The organism is Chryseobacterium artocarpi (assembly GCF_001684975.1).
Classification (GTDB): domain Bacteria; phylum Bacteroidota; class Bacteroidia; order Flavobacteriales; family Weeksellaceae; genus Chryseobacterium; species Chryseobacterium artocarpi.
The window spans coordinates 294,123-311,220 of record NZ_MAYH01000001.1 but is presented as its reverse complement, the minus strand read 5'-3'; the positions used below and the strand labels follow the sequence as shown (position 1 = coordinate 311,220).

Sequence of the window (17,098 nt, the reverse complement as noted above, 5' to 3'; positions counted from 1 at the left end):
ATGCGAACCAAAAATATTATATCAGAAATAGTAGTATTTATTCTCATTCTCACATGGGTATATACATTTGCTAGTAAAGTTTTCGATTTTGAAACATTTGAAAGGCAGATCAGGGGTGCGTATTTGCTATCCTCAGGTGGTAATCTGCTACCCTATATCTTGCAACTTGTACACGCTGGAATTATTCTTATGCTACTCAACAAGAACTGGAGAAGACTGGGTTTAATTACTTCGATGGTAGTTCTGGTTCTTTACACGGGATACCTAGTATATGTTTTAAAGTTTGCACCTAGTATTCCCTGCTCATGTATCGCATTGTTTAACTGGATAAACTGGAATGATCAGCTGTACTTTAACTTTATCATTCTTGCTATCAATATCATTGGTCTGGTCATGTTTTCTTTAAAGCACCCTCCACACAGCACTAATATCAGACCACTTTCAACTTAAAACTAAAATTTACAAAAACAGGGGAAGCCGAAAACCTGAATCCAAGAGTAGGCAAAAAACTAAAAGTTTATGCTTTTTGATTTATAAAAGCACCATGATTATGAACAAACTAAGATTAACATTAGGAATTGCAGCTATTGCAATTGGAAGTTTCGCAGCATTTTCTTTTGCTCCGGCAAGTAACCTTAATGAAGAAACAACAGGTGAGTTTTATGTGAACCCAAATGGGTCAATGGGACTGCCTGTAGACCCAGCACATCCTTGCGAAGGTTCAGGGCCATTATGCTCACAAGAATACAATATTGAAACAGGAGAAAAAACTGACAATCCAGCATTAATCAAAAATGGCGTAAGACGTCCATAGAAATGAATTATTGACAAAGGTATGGCATCTAATAAAGATGCCGTACTTTTATTTATAGTAATCTTCTTATGTATTGTGCAAATCCCACTTTATCCGAATATATTGATGGTGGAATTCCAACAATATTACCTTTTTTATCTAAGACAATAAAGGTAGGGTATGCAGCTACCATTCCAAACTTTATTATGGGATGGTCGAAACGTTGACCTTCCGTGTAAAGTTGTAGTGAATGTTTACTAGAATATTTCCCTATTCCCAAAAGCCAAGAGCGTTTATCATCTACATTGATGGAAATAAATTGAACACTGTCCTTTATCAAATCTTCTTCAACCTTCTCAAGCAAAGGTACAATAGTTTTACAGCCTGAGCATCCGGTAAACCAAAAATCAAGCACTACTATTTTACCTTTAAAATCCTTCAGGCGATGTACCAATCCGTTTGTATCTGGAAGCGCAAAATCATAAAATGGTTTACCTTCTTTTAAACTATTTTGGATATATGCGTATTCCTTTATTGTTTGATCGTAATATGGATTAACCTTGTCCACATTCTTTATATATAACTTATATAATTTATCAGAAATGGATGAACCCCATCTGTCACGGAATATTTTAATTGCGAGGTCTGAAAGTAAATAGTCTTTGATTATAGGATACCGATTAAACTCTTTTATTACAAAATGTGTGTATTCAATCGGATGGTCATACATAAATCCGTTACTGCTAATTTGCATAGTATTTCCATTTGATAGAATGGAATAGTAAGGTAAAATACGGAACCCTCCATAGTATTCTATTGCACTCTTATCCAAGAGAGGCAAAATGCGATTCTTGGATATAATATATTTCTCAAATAATGTCTTAACACTATCGTTATAAGAGGCCATCGAGGACATAAACAACATCTCCAAAGTCTCGTCAACAAGTTTTGAATGTATGATTTTCAAATCATTCTTTGAAACCTTCTCTGTCTTACGAAGGAAAATGGAATCTATCATAGAAAGTTTTTTATCAACATCCAAATACCTCTCAGCCATAGTCTGATACCTATATGCTTTTTGTGAAGATGTCACCGAAAAAACTTGCTCGATAGATTTTTTGAGAAAAGTTATTTTTTCTGAACCAATACCACTTACGTCCATATTGATCAATCCTAATTTTTTAATATCTGGTATGGTAAAATGAATACTGTCCCCAGGACTTACGATAACATCAAATGTCCCCGGAATAAATGCCAATGTACCATTTATATATAACGTTGCTTTTGATTTCTTCTCCAAGGAAAATTCATAGCTGAATTTTCCATCCTCGGTTTTAGTAATATAATCTTGGGTAGTTCGTGTAGCAAAAGCTCCATCAATTATTCTAAGGGTTACACTTATAGGACGGTCTTTGGTATTACTTATAATTCCTGTAATTAAGGTTCTTTTTTGAGAATAAGTGAGTTGTGCTACAAGTAAATGTAGCATAATTATAATTAATATTTTTTTCATTTAGAGTTCATTTTAATACCAAACAAATTAGTTCTGTTCTATATTATTATAATTTATTATGTATTGGGGAATAGGAAAAATATAACGTCGATCATTCGGAGATAAAGTATACATATCATTTCCAATAACACGATACAAGGTTTTAGCATATCTTGGTTCTTGATTAAATCTCTTAAGATCCTGAAATCTTAATCCCCTTTTCAATAGCTCCTTTCTCCTTTCAACGAGAACAATATCAAGTGCCTCATCATTGGTAGTAGCAATTATTGGTATAAATGTTCCTGTTTTAAATCTCTTTACCAACAAAGTATTCAGCAGTTCCATAGCTTTATCTTTATTATTAAGCCTTGCAAAACATTCCGCTCCTATTAATAAAACCTCATCAGTTGCTGTACCGGTAAGATTGTTAGAGACTGACGCTCCACGCCATATAGGTTTTCCATTTTGAATTTTAAAATACAAAGTCTTTCTTAAATCATCGGATTTGTAGAGTTGATATAATTCAGATGGTATAACCGATCCATATCCTGTACTCGTGTAGGGGGCTGTCATTTCAATTCTGATATGCAGTTCCTTACTTTTATTTAGCAATGGTGAAGAACTGCTGCTGTCGATAGTATTATAATCATCTAATAAAGAATGATATCTCAAAGATTGTTCAACTGACTCCGCAGCATTTTGATAGTCATTCATGTATAAATAGGTTCGCGCTAAAAGCGCATATGCTCCTCCTTTTGTAATGTGAGTAATCGAGATTTGATTTTCAGGTAGTAGAAGCGCTGCTGTCTTAAGATCTTCCACAATTCGAAAGTAGGTATTATTCAATGTACTTCGTTTTACAGGCTCATTTATATCGGCCTCAAGTTTCAGTACAATTCCAAGGTCTTTATCTGCTGTTGAAGGATCATAATATTTACAAAAAGTCATCGCTAGATTCAAAAATTGTCGCGATCTATGATATAATGCACTTCCTTTAATACGATCATAAATCATTCCATTACTTTCAGTTCTAGTAATTTTCTTCAAGGCCTCTAATACAACATTACAGGTCTGTATTTGGGAATATGCAACCTCCCACTCCTCATGCATTAAGGTGCCAAGTTTTGGGAATTCGTCAATATTCCATATAATTAATTTTCGCTCAAAATCATACCATAAAGAGTTGTATTGTTCCTGTGTCATTTCAAAATCGTCACTAGATGCTTCTAACGCTCCGCGTCCATCGTAAGCAAGCATATTGGAGTTCATTAATAAATCCAGATCAGCAATTGTTGTTGGGACTATTAATTTAATATCTTGTTTTTCTTCAAGCCAGTCTTTTGAACATGCAGAAAATAAAATCAGCATGGTACTTATTATTATGATATTTATTTGCGTTTTCATGGCCATTTTTATTAAAGGTTACAGTTCACACCAATAGCAACAGTCCTAATAGGTTTTGCATTTGGAAAATCTGGGTCTAGTTTTACTTTATTAGCTTTCCATAGTATTGCCACATTATTTATATATGCAAAAAACCTTAAGCTTTTGAAATGGAGCTTACCTGTAAACTGTGGATTTAAGGTGTAAGAAATATTTACATCTTGGAGTCTTATATGATCCCCCTTACTAACAAGAACCTCAGAATTTCGGTAATATTGATCTGCTACAGTTACTCCGGGATAAACCATTGCGGGAATGTTAGTAATCAGCTCGTCTCCGGGTTTCTGCCATCTATTATAATAATCTCCATGCGCGTAATAACTGTTATATAGATCTGAATACATAATTGAATATCTTCTGTAATAATAACCAAAACGGTATGTAATATTAAACGACAGATCAATTCCTTTATAGCTAACTGTATTACGTAAGGCTCCAAAATAAGGTGCTAGCGCATTTCCATGATAGATAAGCCTATTTTCAGGGTCTTCTGCTAATTGTTTTGTAATCTGCGTATATTGATTGGATGGTTCACCATTTAGGTAACCTCTTGCCTCGCCTGTTTCTGGATCTAAGCCTGCCCACGGATAACTATATATACTAAATAACGGACGGCCAACAACTGGATTGTACTGTGAAGTTCCCCGAGAAATACTATTATCCGTCACAAAATTTGTTATGGTTGTTGATCTCCTATATTTTAGAATCTCATCTTTTGCATAAGAAAAAATTGACGTGGTTTTCCAACTAAAATTATTCTTCTGTATGTTAACGGAATTCAGTTCGATATCCCACCCCTTCCCTTTCATATCGGCTAAATTCCCCCTAAATGATGTAAAACCTGTTGTGGGGTCAATGTCACCATTTCCAATCAAATCAACCCCTTTACGATTAAAAAACTCAATACTCCCCGTCAATCTGTAATTCTTGGTAGAAAAATCTATTCCAACATTAAACATTCTATTCTTTTCCCAACGTAAATCTTTGTTAGGTGGGCTAACTAATTCTGCGTTCGGTAAGCTGTTATAACTATTTCTGGATAGTCGTGCCGTAGTATATGCTGTTGTAGTACGGTCAATATTGCCGCTATATCCGTAGGTGGAGCGTACACTTAATTCTGGCAACCATTCCAGGTTATAAAATTTTTCTTTACTAACATTCCATTTCAACCCAGTAGACCATAATGGTACAGATTTCTGATTAGTTCTTACCCCAAATAAATTGGATTGATCTATACGGGCACTGGTAGAGAGTACATAACGGAGATCATAATTATAAGCCCCATTCACATAGTATGAACGTATCCGGTCAACTATACCTGAATAGTTATCATTATTTGGAATCAAAGCAGTTCCTCCTTTACCATATTGCGGATAACGGGTAAGGTAATCAACAATAATACTTGACCCCACATTAGGATCAAAGCCATATTGTCGAGAGCTAATGCCATTACTTTTTGTTTCCCTTACCTCAAATCCAGCAATAGCATTTACTTGATGCTTATTCCATTTCTGATCATAATTTAGCTGGAAACGCCCATTTAGTGCACTGAGTTCAGAACTGGTATTATCTAGCCTGCCACCCAATGGTATATTACGGGTCATTACTACTCCATTTGTAAATGTTGTATATCTATTAACTTGGTCACGCATTGTATAACTATCCTGACTATAGTAATTCCGTCGTCTGGTTTGTTGATTCTCATATTGGAAACGAATTTCAGCAGATAAATATGGTAAGAATGTATATTTGGTTGTTGTATTAAATCTTATCTCCGCTTGCTTTAACTTATTATCCTGATAATCCAGTTCATAAAGTGGTACAAAATCCCAGTTGAGCAGTCCAGCACCTAGCGCTTGCTGTTTCAATAATACACTATGATCTTTAATAACTACAGCCGGACTACCATTGTCATCAACAAGCCTTGCATAAGGATACATCATTTCCTGTCCCATATTGGTTAACATGGAAACTACATTGGAGGTAGATCTATTATTTTGGTTATAGGAGAGTCCTGTGGATATTTCTAGTTTTTCAATCGGTCTGAAAACTTGATTACTGTTTAAGCTTACCCGACTAAATCCGTTTCCCTTCTCTGAATCTCTATTTTTATCAAAACCTGCTGAGAAGTAATAGGTATATTTTTTTGTTCCTCCATTCAGATTTAAAGCATATTGTTGTTTGATACTATGTTGATAAAGGTACTTATTAATATCGTTTCGTAGATCGTATTGTCTTAGCGCATCAATCTGGGCTGTAGCCTGTTCTTCTGTCAGCTTTCCGTTTTTTTGGTCATTCAGAATGCTAACAACTGGTGAGTAGGGTCTATTTGAAGCTGTATTGCTGATGATGTTATTATAGAATCCTTTCTCAAAAAGCATCTTTTCAATGTCAATAAAATCTGTGGATGCTATCTTGGGAATATACCAGAGATCGGGCTTCTGTCCTATCGTCACATTGGTGGTAAATCCTACATTCATGAGCTGGTCTGATTGTCCTTTTTTAGTCTTTATGACAATCACACCATTACCGGCACGAACGCCCCAGATGGAAGCAGCTGCTGCATCTTTTAGTATGTCTATATCTTCGATATCGTTCGGATTGATATTGTTGATATCGCCCTCATAAGGGAAATTGTCAACCACAATCAAGGGTTGGTCATTCCCGAAGATCGTAGCCTGACCACGAATGGTAAGTCTGGGAACGCTGGAACGTTCGTCGAATAGTATTGAAGGCGCTATACCTTTTAGTCTACTGATCACATCGGTTGAAACCTGTCTATTGAAAGTAGCATTGTCTACTTTGGAAAATGAACCTGTTGCCCGCTCCTTCGGTATACTCTGGTAACCACTGCTGGCTGTTACAGATACTTCCTCGATCAGGTTTGTATTTGATGTAAGAATAATGTTAGCTGCTGATCTTGTATTGACTTCTCTTTGTCCGAATCCTAAATAGGATACTTGCAATATGGAATCGGTATACTCATCAGGAATTTCAAAATTTCCGTTTACATCTGATTTTGTGGCAAAGTCCTTTCCTTTGACCTGAACAGTGGCACCAACCAAAGGATTGCCGTGTTCATCGACGACCTTGCCTCTGATGATTTCTATTGTTCCCTTTTTTTTTGAATTGGGAACATTCTTCGGATTGGTAGTTTTCCGCTCCTTTAGGATTATGATACCGTCAGCAATTTCAAATGCAATGGGTTTGTTATTGAAGAGTGTTCTTAGGGTCTCCTCCAATGTGGCATTTTTTAAATCGACCGTGATCGGTCCTACCTTTTTTGATAGGTCGTCATTATAAGCGAAATCATACTTCGTCGCTTTACGGATTTCCGCAATAGCAGTTGTCAGCGGTGCTTTTTGCAGCGACAGACTGATACGCTGTGCCTTGACGGCTGTTCCACTGGCGAGTAGCATAAAGAACAGACTGCTCCTTATGCCTATGCGCAGCAGATTTCTCCTCGAAAACATATCCATTGAGATGGGTATGTTTTCCCTGTGGGAAAAATGATCTTTTTTCATAGATTTGTTGTAGGGTTTGTTTGTATTTAGTTGCTCAAAACTTTTGTATATAGACCCGATTGCCGGAGTGCTCGAACACTCCGGCTTCTTTTTTCAGGCCAACATATGAAACAGTAATTCGTTTTTATCTGATAATGGTAAGCCTCCTTCCTTTCTGTACGTCAAATTTTAAGTTGGTAATCTGTTCCAATGTATATAGAACAGAGGATAATTTCTTTTCTCTGCTTATTGTGGCATGTACTGTTATAGTAGGAACCTGACTGTAATCCACATCAATATCATACCAGCGTTCAAGCTGCCTAAAGACTTCCTTTAAAGGAATACCATTAAACTGGAAATCATTTCTTGTCCATGCAGTAAAAGCTTCGGTGTCCACATTATTAACAAGAAATACGGAAGAGAGCGAAAAAAGCTCTCCCTGTTGACCCGGTTTTAGTATAACCGGTGTAGTGTTCTGCGAATTGGTGAGTTCAACTTTGCCGCTGACCAGCGTAGTCTGGATAGAAACTTCGTTTTCGTAGGCATTGATATTGAATTTGGTTCCAAGAACTTTAACCTGCTGTCCATTACTGATCACAATAAATGGTTTCTTACTGTCATGTGCTACCTCAAAATATCCCTCCCCGTTCAATTCCACCATACGGTCTTTTAAGGGAAACCGCGAAGGAAATTTTAGATATGACTCCGCATTGAGCCAGACCTTCGTGCCATCTGGAAGTGTAATCTTGGATTTTCCTTTACGGGGTGTGGAAAGCGTCGCATATTGCATACTGTCTGATGCTATGGCTTTGCCGTCAGCAAAGTAGGTGCCTTTATTATCAATCTCAATAGCTTGGCTATTTAATTGGATCGTTTCGCCTTTATCAAAAATTAATATAGCTTGATCTGTCCCTGGTAGTATATCAGTAGCTATTGTAGGTGACCCTGTACGATCTGGTTTACCATCTGACTGATAATTTATATAGAACATTGAAGAAACCGCAACAGCAAGCACAACAGCAATAGCTGTAAACCAACCTTTTCGCTTTTGGGCAGATCTACGTTCACGTTGATCCAATAGGATGTGCAGCTTCTCCAGACTACTTTCCGTGGTAGAATCTGCCGTTGCAAAATCAGCGAGATTCTCGCCTACCTGTTGTGGATCTTGTAGTTCATCGAACAGCTCCTGATTCGATTTGCTTTTCGCAAGCCATATCTTAATTGCCTGCTGCTCCAGATCTGTAAGATCTTCTCCCCTTGCACGCTTTGCAAGCAATGGTACTATTGTAAGTTCTTCATTAAATCTACGCTCTTCCATTGGTTCCTTTTTTATATAGAAACAGGAAAGTGATCGTGTTTGTCCAAAAGAAATTGAAAAAAAATGAAAATTTTAGAAATAAAGTAATAAAAGTGCGATTCCTGCACCAGGGATGTGTTTTCTCAGGATCGAAATTGCTCTGGCTTTCTGGCTGTTGATGGTACTGACACTAATTGAAAGTTCTTCTGATATTTCCTTGGCAGTTTTGCCTTCGAACAATTGCAGCATGATGATCCGGCACTGTTCAGGTAACAGTTCAAGAGCTTGGTACAGTTCCTGATACACTTCTGTTTGGACAATTTTATTTAGAACATTGTCCTCAGCTTCATCAAAATTATGCAAATAGGTATCTATTCGTTTCAGCCTAACTTTTTCCTTTTCGATTGCATTCAGGCAAATATTCTTTGTCGAAATATATAAAAATGCTTTTATACTCTGTAGAGATTCAAATGATGCTCTTTTTTCGTATAGTTTCATGAAAATATCAAGGACAAGTTCCTGGGAATCTATCTGAGAATAATTTAATAAGATCTTATTACCAAAAAAGGTCAGTGATGGTTTATATAGCCGAAAAATCTGATCAAATGCCAATTTATTACCGCTTTGAAATTGGAGAAGCAGTGCCTTTTCATCGATCTTAAATCTGGATGTCATATCAAGGCTATTGGCGAATGTTATGTAAAGTTAGATATTTTTTACTAAATAAAAAAAGGAAGTGTTCCAGGCAATTTCCAACACGTGTTATAGCAACACTTATATAAAAGGAGTCAATTATTTTATATATTATAGATTAATATTTTGTTCGAATAAAATATTATCATTATTTTACAACGCTGATATAACCATATTAACTCTATTTTTTAGTGGAACACGATTTAAAAAATGAACATAAGACAAAAGTAATAGTTTTACCAGCCCACCATGGCGACTCTATTATTATTAAAACATTCGACAGTCAGAAAAAACCATTTAATATTTTAATTGATGGTGGAACGGCTAAAACTTATGACGAGGTCTTAAGGAAGGAAGTTAGAAAAATTCCTTTCATCGACATTGTTATTCTTACTCATATAGATTCCGATCATATAGCTGGACTGATTAAGCTTATAAAAAGTGAGCATTTTGATCCTAAAAGCATAGGAAAATATTGGTTCAACTCCAAAAACATTAAATTTATATCATCAGGAGAAAACATAAGTGTTGCACAAGCAAAAACATTTGAAGAACTTCTTATCGATAAAGGCGAAGTAACAAATAAATGGGTTAACGAGGTTGTTGTTGGAACTATTCCTCAACTACCGGACGGCGTAGAAATAGAAATTATTTCGCCTTCTTCTGAAATCCTTGAGGAGCTTTATAAGAAATGGCCCTCGCTAAGTGACGAATATAACAAAAAACTGGAAGATTTATCAATTTCGGCAGTAGCACCCTCCCAGATTAGTCGTGGATCACTTCCTGATCTAGCCAAAGAGGATGACACTCCAGAAAAAAAAATAATGACGGATATCTCAAATAGCTCATCCATCGCTTTTATCTTCAAGACTTTTGATATGTCGGTATTGTTCCTGGGGGACGCTCACCCACATTTTATTGTAGAAACGCTTAAATCAAAGGGATACTCTAAAAATAATAGATTATCTGTAGACTACGTGAAGGTCTCACATCATGGAAGTAAAAATAATACAACAAATGAATTGCTTGATCTATTAGATTGTGATAACTATATAATATCTACTAATGGAGGAAATTCCGATCACACACATCCTGATAGAGAAACCATTGCCCGAATAATCCACCATCCTTATAGAGTGGAGAAATGTTATCCTAATCTGCGGAAGATCTACCTTAACCATAAAGAAGAAAAGATTCGGATGAAAGCGGGAGAATTTGTAAATGATGAAGATAGGGCGTTGGGAAATTGGCAAATGATTGAAAATATAAACGTTTTTGAAAATGAGTGAAGAACTTTTAAATAAGCCATGTGTTAGGATCACCATTGTTGTTGATGAAAAGATTGTGAATCACGGTACAGGTGCATTGGTTAAAGGCAAAGGAGGATTCTTCGTTATAACAGCTTACCACTGTATATACGGTGACAATGACCAAGACGTTAAGCTACATGAAATCGTTATTGAACAGCAACCGGCATTCAATAAACCATTTTCAAAAATTGAAATTATAGAGATTGTTGGCTCTTGTAAGCAGGATGATTGGGTAGTCATAAAAGCAAATTTTAGTGATCCTGATAGTACCTTCCCGATTATTTTAGCATCCACTACATTTAAAATAGATAATCCTGTCCATTTTACGGGGTTCCAATCTGTGTCGAAGAATGAATGCAGAACTTTTAAGAGCAGAGTTCTTAATGAAATTTCTAGTAAGGAGTTTCGAATCACTTTAGCGGAGAAAGACACCTTTAAAGCTGGAGCAGATGACGCCAAAGGATTGTCTGGAAGTGGAGCCTTTATTTTGAATGGAACGGGCCTACACCTTATAGGTATTCTCAAAAGTGTCAAAGGAGATGATGCAATTAATGATGATATTAAATGTTGTGAAATGACCGACATAGCTGCGCTCATCGGAATGGAGCTCACCGATATCATTGCAGATTCTCTCGGTGATACTTGGGCGAGCCAGCAATTTGATGAACTTGAAGTAACAGACGAAAGGAATCTGATTGAAAAAATTAAGATCGTAAATAGTGAATATTCTCAGCTAAAAATTAATAGACTATGCCGTCAGCTCGCCCTAGGGAAGTCTGAGCTTTCAAGCATTTTAGACAGAGATATGAGCGCAATAAAATTTAGAATATTTGAAGCTTGTCAGGAAGAATTAGAAGATTTTATCGAAGAAAACCAAGAAGCAATTCTAAGTTCCGACCAGATAAATAAACTTATTGAGAAATTTACCAAAAGAGGTATAAAAATATTGGAAACAAAATCAAAAAAATATTTATACCCTGTTCTTGATGATGAACTAATAAGGCAGATTGTCTTGGATTTGATAAACGAATGTTACCTCTCATTTGATAAAGAAGGTTTATATGCAAAGTAGAAACTCAGCAAAAAAAAGATTGATGTTTATCCAGAAAGAGGATTACAATTATCTAGCTTACAGTACTATTTTATTGCTAAACTCTTTCGATTGTACATCGGAAGCTACAAGATTTAGGGATTTCAGAAAGATTGCCTATTTGGTCGACTTTGTGAATGAGGGTGGTATACCCCAAAATTTTGAACAGCAAAAATTAGCGGACATCTATGTGAAGGCACAAATAAAGAAAAAACTGATGCATCATTTAGTTATTATACTAAAAAATAAAAATTTAATACGTGTATCAATAAATCAATCCTCAAGAACAATCGACTTATGGCTGAATAAAGAGCAAATTCCACCGGAATTTTTAGATCAGCGGATCTTTGAAAAAGAGACGCAAAACGTTAAAGATTTAAGAAGCACTATGACTACCGGTGTCAGAAGTATAACAATTGCGAAGCTCGTAGAAAAAATATTTAAAAATAATAATATATTGACGTGGGAAGTTTAATAGTTAAAAAGGTAATTTATTCAGGGGAAAAGTATTCGTATGAATCTCCTGAATTAAACGAGGGGATTAATATCATTCTTGGCGACAATGGTTCGGGTAAAAGTACATTCAGTTATTTTATCGAATATGCTTTAGGAGGCAAAATTAAACCTTTTGACGACGATAACGATGATGCACGATATTCATTGATTATCGAAGATGAAAATAACTATGTACAGTTGGAGATATTGATTGATCAGAATAAATATTCGATAAAGCGATTTATCAATCAATCTGAAATATTCGTGGATGATGGAATTTCTACGGAAGTATTTCCTGTTAACAGAAATGGAAACGTCATCTTCTCTGACTGGTTGTTGAAAAAGCTTAATATACCTGTCTTTGAGCTATATCTTGGAGCAACTCACTGGTATTTTAATTTTAATGATCTTTTTAGACTCCTAAACTACGATCAGAACACTGAACCGCGTAAGATTTACAAATCACCCGTTGCTGAGAATTTCGTTGCAGACTCTATAGTTGTCAGAAAATCTATTTTTGAGATCCTACTCGGAATTTCTTCCGCTGACTATTTTAAAAAACTTGATCTTGCTAGAGCTGCAATGAAAAAAAGGGATGTCGCTAAGGCATTACTTGAAAATTATAAATCAAATCATGAGATCGTTGAAGATTATGAAAAATTAGACGCACTCAGATTAGAAAAAAACACCGAACTAGAAAGGCTTGAGATTGAACGTAATGATTACCTGAAGGTAAACACAACTGTCGACGATAAAATTGGAGAATTGTCCAACATACAATTACAGCTGATCGACCTAGAATTAAAAAACTCCCAAGATAGAATCTTATTGAGTAAATTGCAAAATGAGAAACTAAAGGTCACTCAACTGCATGAAGGATTATTGCAGGAAATACACCAGATTCAAAAAATTATTTTCACGCATGACAAGCTGGATCTCTTTTCGATGGAAGTCTGTCCGTTCTGTATGAACAAAAAAGAAACAGTGGAAGGCGCTTGTATTTGTGGATCGAAATTTAAAGACGATGACTATGAAAAGTTTGTCTATAACTCTAGTGAGTACAAAGATATTCTTGCCCATAAGCAGAAAAGCATCACAGCAATTGAACTGGCGAAAGAAACTTATGAAAAAGAAGCTCAGCAGATAAGTGAACAAATTAAAACAAACATAAGCCTTATTGATGATTATAAGGAAAAGCTCAAAACTGTTATAGGAACCGCAGAGTTTGCGGGGAATTCAACCGTGGTGGATACTCTAAATGAACAAATAATTAATTCTAAAGAACAGCTCCTTAAAATAATATTCGATCTAAAAAACAGTGTGCAGCTCAAAAAACTGAAAGACGATTTTGATGAAAAGAATAAAGCATTTGGAATTGCACAGGCTAGCCTGAATAGAGCCAAAGCCGATTACGACAAAAACAACACTGAGACCATTGGAATGTTTAATGAAGTTTATAATGATTTGTTAGGTAAATCATCTTACGAAAGCAAAGAGGCATTTATTGATGAAGATTATATGCCATTTATAGACAATAAGGAATACAAAGCTAATAGTAGCGATGTGCCCAAACGTTTAATGTATTATTTTTCCATTCTCTCTTTAGCTCTGAAGCTTCCTTCGGTTAAACATCCTAGATTCCTATTGATTGATACTCCCGAGGACTCAGGAATAGATACTGCGCATCTGAATCAAAATCTTGAACTTCTGGAGGAAGCCATCAAGCTTGGAGAACAGGAAGATGGTACAATCAAGCCATATCAAGTTATTTTAACAACTGGATATGGTAAATTTCCAGAATCATTTGAAAAATACGTTGTTGAACGTTTCTTTAAAGAGGATGGAATATTTATTTTAAAATCCAATTCTTAAATAACATTACTCAATAAACTAATAGAGAGAAATTCAACAAAAAACAATTTCTCTCTATTATTCCATTTTATTTCTCGGTAGACCAATTTCATGTTCTTGTGGATAAGGAGCCCTGAAGGTCATACTGACATCTTCCCTAATCTTCGCCTGCGCCTCGTATTTCTTTTCTTCATCGTGTGAGTAACGCGGATCTGCGATAAAGGGCATTTTTGCCATCTTGGTAATCGTGATTGTTGGAAAGTGAAAGTCCACCTCTACTATCCCTAGTAATAAATAGCATCCCCCACCCTGAAAAGGATATTTTTCAAGGCAGTCAGGAAAGTGTGCCGTATCAAAATAGTTCCCTTCCACATCGATCCAAGTTCCGAAGAACATGGTTCCTTTTTTTGTAGGCACATGTTTTCGTGAGATCAGATAGGCAAGCATCTTCACTTCCTTTTTGTGGTGATCGGTAAGATCTTTTGCCATCACGGTTCCTCTATATTTTGTCTGTAACAGATCAAATGGAGTACAGGAAACCGGAAAACTAAGAATCTCTATTTCATCGAATGCATCCTCAAATCTATTTCTTTTTAGCTCCGGAAATTTAAAATCCTTTATAGGCTCTTCAAATAACGATTGCAAGTTCCGTTCGGGTTTAAAGTCCCCCAATAACACTCTTGCTTTTAAAAGCAGTTCATTTTTCGGAATACCTGTAAAACGGAATGCCCCGATAAAAATCAATATTTGCAGTGTTTCAATTCCAACAGAAATCCGTTTTATAAAATCTTCCAAGGATCTATAATCTCCGTTTCTTCTCCTCTCTTTTGGTATCTCAATGGCCAGTCTTGATTCAACTTTTTCCAATAACATCAATCCCAGATAGATTTCATTCCCATAGATAGTCGTCTCATATTCCCCTTTGTTAACACATGGATTCATTATCTTACCACCGGACATCTTTGCTTCATGCACGTAGACTTCAGTTCGATAGAATCCGCCCATGTTGTTTATTGCAGAAACCATAAACTCCAATGGGTAATATACCTTTAAATATAAGCTTTGGTAGCTCTCCACCGCATAGGAAGCCGAGTGGGCTTTACAGAACGAATAGCCTGCAAATGATTCTATCTGTCTGTAAATTTCCCTGCTCAGCTCCTCTGGGTGTCCTTTCTCCCTGCAAGATGCAAAAAAATGATCCTTCACTTTTTGAAGTGCACTTAATGACCTACCTTTTCCGCTCATTGCTCTTCGCAGGATATCACCGTCTGCCGCTGCTAGGCCACCATAGTGCAGAGCAATCTTTATCACGTCTTCTTGGTAGACCATAATGCCGTATGTCTCCCCCAATTGCTCTTCAAAGACTGGGTGGAAATATTCAAACTTATCTGGATTGTTATGCCTGAAAATATATTCACGCATCATGCCACTCTGCGCAACTCCTGGACGTATGATGGAAGATGCAGCAACAAGTACTTTATAGTTATCGCATTTCAGTCTTCGTAACAGTCCACGCATGGCAGGACTCTCAATATAAAAACAACCTATTGTATGTCCTTGAGCCAAATACTCATTACATCTACTTTCATCTTTGGATAGTGCTGTATCTTTAATATCAACCTTAATACCGCGTTTTTCTTCAATAAGTTTGACTGTATCATTGATTGTACCAAGCCCCCGCTGGGACAAGATATCAAATTTCTCGAATCCGAGGTCCTCAGCGACATGCATATCCCATTGAACAATGGGAAACCCCTTTGGAGGCATTTCCAAAGCAGTAAAATTAGTCAGTGGTTCCTCAGAAATCAGAATACCACAGGCATGCATACTGCGTTGGTTTGGAAATTTTTCCATCAGCTTACCATACTGTTGGACTTTTTGTATAACCTCATCCTGAAATACCCTTTCAGGATTTTTTGACAGTTGATCCAGTTCTTCTTTAGGAAGCCCAAATGCCTTACCTACCTCACGGATAATAGAACGATACTTGAATTCTACATTGGTTCCACAAAATGCCACGAACTCTCTACCGTAACGATTGAAGATGTAGTCCAGAATAATATCCCTTTCCTGCCAGGACCAGTCGATGTCAAAATCCGGCGGGCTTTTTCGATTGAGGTTTAAAAAGCGTTCAAAATAGAGATCCAATTCAATCGGACATATATCGGTTATCCCAAGACAGTATGCAACGATGCTATTGGCTCCGCTCCCACGCCCGACGTGCATAAAGCCCATGCTGTTGCTATAACGGATAATATCCCAGGTAATTAAAAAGTACCCACTGAAATTGAGTTCATCGATCACCTTTAATTCCTTTTCTATCCTTTTGGTCGCCTGCTCATTCGTTCTGCCATATCTTCTTTCCAATCCTGCATAAGCCAACCGTGTCAATAATTTAAGGTCATCCGCTTTACTGCCTGTATAGTGTTTCCTATTTCTAGGTGTCGAAAATTCAAATTCAAAGCTGCATTGTCTCAACAACTCCCTTGTATTCTCAATAATTACAGGGAAATTCCGGTAAGCACCTAGAATTGTCTTCGGTTCCCTGAAATATGCAGTTTTGCTGCAAACTTCATTTTCGGGGAGTTTGGAAAGAAGTACATTGTTGTCGATAGCCCGCAATATCCGGTGTAGGTTATGCTCTTTTTTAGTAGAGAAGGTAATAGGTTCCCATATGATCATTTTTGATATGAGTGCCTTATATTCTCGCCTGAACAATAAATTAAGTTCTTCCTCCCGGATACCAATAAACTCATGATCCTTCAATATATCAGGTCTATTGGATAAGGGATAAATGACAAAATTATGGTAGAGGGTTGGTTGATCCGGAATTTCAGTCCCATTACAATTATAAGCAGTCAGGATCTTATTGACTTCTGCCAGTCCTTCAAAACGTTTAGCAATGGTAATATAGAGCAGTTTTCCTTCTTTTCTAACTTCAATTCCTGCAATTGGGCGTATTCCCTTATCCTCACATTTCTTCTTAAACTCGTAAAGACCCGTAACCGTGTTGATATCAGTGAGAACAAGTTCCTCTATTCCCAAAGCTGATGCCTGGGAAACAAGGTCATCAATGGAAAGAGTTCCATAACGAAGGCTGTGGTAGGAATGGCAGTTGAGATACATACTTG

Annotated in this window: 12 protein-coding genes; 6 read left to right on the top strand and 6 right to left on the bottom strand. The window is 36.5% G+C overall.

The genetic code is table 11. The features are described 5' to 3' along the window. Together BBI01_RS01280 and BBI01_RS01275 are read left to right on the top strand one after the other, a co-directional pair. A complete protein-coding gene (locus tag BBI01_RS01280; RefSeq protein ID WP_065392878.1) occupies nt 1–450 on the top strand; it encodes a MauE/DoxX family redox-associated membrane protein in 450 nt (149 codons plus the stop codon). 100 nt (nt 451–550) lie between these two features. Beyond that, nucleotides 551–814, top strand: coding sequence for a hypothetical protein (locus tag BBI01_RS01275; RefSeq protein WP_065392877.1), 264 nt, complete (start codon nt 551–553; stop codon nt 812–814). Between the two features lie 52 nt (nt 815–866). On the opposite strand, the gene BBI01_RS01270 is transcribed toward BBI01_RS01275, so the two are convergent. From BBI01_RS01270 to BBI01_RS01250, 5 genes are all read right to left on the bottom strand, one after another. Next, complete coding sequence (locus BBI01_RS01270; protein WP_065392876.1) at nt 867–2,306, bottom strand: peroxiredoxin family protein; 1,440 nt, start codon at nt 2,304–2,306, stop codon at nt 867–869. Nucleotides 2,307–2,333: 27 nt separating this feature from the next. Beyond that, nucleotides 2,334–3,689 (bottom strand): RagB/SusD family nutrient uptake outer membrane protein, encoded by a 1,356-nt coding sequence (locus tag BBI01_RS01265; RefSeq protein ID WP_165602197.1) that lies wholly within the window; start codon nt 3,687–3,689, stop codon nt 2,334–2,336. Nucleotides 3,690–3,700: 11 nt separating this feature from the next. Then, nucleotides 3,701–7,147 carry a SusC/RagA family TonB-linked outer membrane protein gene (locus BBI01_RS01260; RefSeq protein WP_165602196.1) on the bottom strand — a complete coding sequence of 1,149 codons (3,447 nt, stop codon included), beginning with the start codon at nt 7,145–7,147 and terminating at the stop codon, nt 3,701–3,703. A 229-nt stretch (nt 7,148–7,376) separates the two neighbouring features. Next, the gene (locus BBI01_RS01255; protein WP_065392873.1) at nt 7,377–8,549 is read right to left on the bottom strand and encodes a FecR family protein; all 1,173 of its coding nucleotides are present in this window, start codon (nt 8,547–8,549) and stop codon (nt 7,377–7,379) included. Nucleotides 8,550–8,621: 72 nt separating this feature from the next. Next, a complete protein-coding gene (locus BBI01_RS01250; protein WP_065392872.1) occupies nt 8,622–9,203 on the bottom strand; it encodes an RNA polymerase sigma factor in 582 nt (193 codons plus the stop codon). Between the two features lie 209 nt (nt 9,204–9,412). Between BBI01_RS01250 and BBI01_RS01245 the strand changes: the two genes are divergently transcribed. The 4 genes from BBI01_RS01245 to BBI01_RS01230 are packed head-to-tail and all read left to right on the top strand — an operon-like array spanning nt 9,413 to nt 13,988. After that, entirely contained in the window at nt 9,413–10,510 is a 1,098-nt protein-coding gene (locus BBI01_RS01245) for a ComEC/Rec2 family competence protein (RefSeq protein WP_065392871.1), read from the top strand. Next, nucleotides 10,503–11,603 carry a trypsin-like serine protease gene (locus tag BBI01_RS01240; protein WP_065392870.1) on the top strand — a complete coding sequence of 367 codons (1,101 nt, stop codon included), beginning with the start codon at nt 10,503–10,505 and terminating at the stop codon, nt 11,601–11,603. The genes BBI01_RS01245 and BBI01_RS01240 overlap by 8 nt, the downstream gene beginning before the upstream one ends. Beyond that, nucleotides 11,593–12,096 carry a hypothetical protein gene (locus BBI01_RS01235; protein ID WP_065392869.1) on the top strand — a complete coding sequence of 168 codons (504 nt, stop codon included), beginning with the start codon at nt 11,593–11,595 and terminating at the stop codon, nt 12,094–12,096. Before BBI01_RS01240 ends, BBI01_RS01235 begins: the two co-directional genes overlap by 11 nt. Next, nucleotides 12,084–13,988, top strand: coding sequence for an AAA family ATPase (locus BBI01_RS01230; RefSeq protein WP_065392868.1), 1,905 nt, complete (start codon nt 12,084–12,086; stop codon nt 13,986–13,988). The genes BBI01_RS01235 and BBI01_RS01230 overlap by 13 nt, the downstream gene beginning before the upstream one ends. A gap of 57 nt (nt 13,989–14,045) precedes the next feature. On the opposite strand, the gene BBI01_RS01225 is transcribed toward BBI01_RS01230, so the two are convergent. After that, nucleotides 14,046–17,093, bottom strand: a complete 3,048-nt coding sequence (locus tag BBI01_RS01225) for a DNA polymerase III subunit alpha (RefSeq protein ID WP_065392867.1) — start codon at nt 17,091–17,093, stop codon at nt 14,046–14,048. Between the last annotated feature and the right edge of the window lie 5 nt (nt 17,094–17,098).

Coding starts and splice junctions, on each gene's coding strand:
- BBI01_RS01280 (WP_065392878.1), top strand. CDS start 1: ATGCGAACCAAAAATATTATATCAGAAATAGTAGTATTTATTCTCATT.
- BBI01_RS01275 (WP_065392877.1), top strand. CDS start 551: ATGAACAAACTAAGATTAACATTAGGAATTGCAGCTATTGCAATTGGA.
- BBI01_RS01270 (WP_065392876.1), bottom strand. CDS start 2,306: ATGAAAAAAATATTAATTATAATTATGCTACATTTACTTGTAGCACAA.
- BBI01_RS01265 (WP_165602197.1), bottom strand. CDS start 3,689: ATGAAAACGCAAATAAATATCATAATAATAAGTACCATGCTGATTTTA.
- BBI01_RS01260 (WP_165602196.1), bottom strand. CDS start 7,147: ATGCTACTCGCCAGTGGAACAGCCGTCAAGGCACAGCGTATCAGTCTG.
- BBI01_RS01255 (WP_065392873.1), bottom strand. CDS start 8,549: ATGGAAGAGCGTAGATTTAATGAAGAACTTACAATAGTACCATTGCTT.
- BBI01_RS01250 (WP_065392872.1), bottom strand. CDS start 9,203: ATGACATCCAGATTTAAGATCGATGAAAAGGCACTGCTTCTCCAATTT.
- BBI01_RS01240 (WP_065392870.1), top strand. CDS start 10,503: ATGAGTGAAGAACTTTTAAATAAGCCATGTGTTAGGATCACCATTGTT.
- BBI01_RS01235 (WP_065392869.1), top strand. CDS start 11,593: ATGCAAAGTAGAAACTCAGCAAAAAAAAGATTGATGTTTATCCAGAAA.
- BBI01_RS01225 (WP_065392867.1), bottom strand. CDS start 17,093: ATGTATCTCAACTGCCATTCCTACCACAGCCTTCGTTATGGAACTCTT.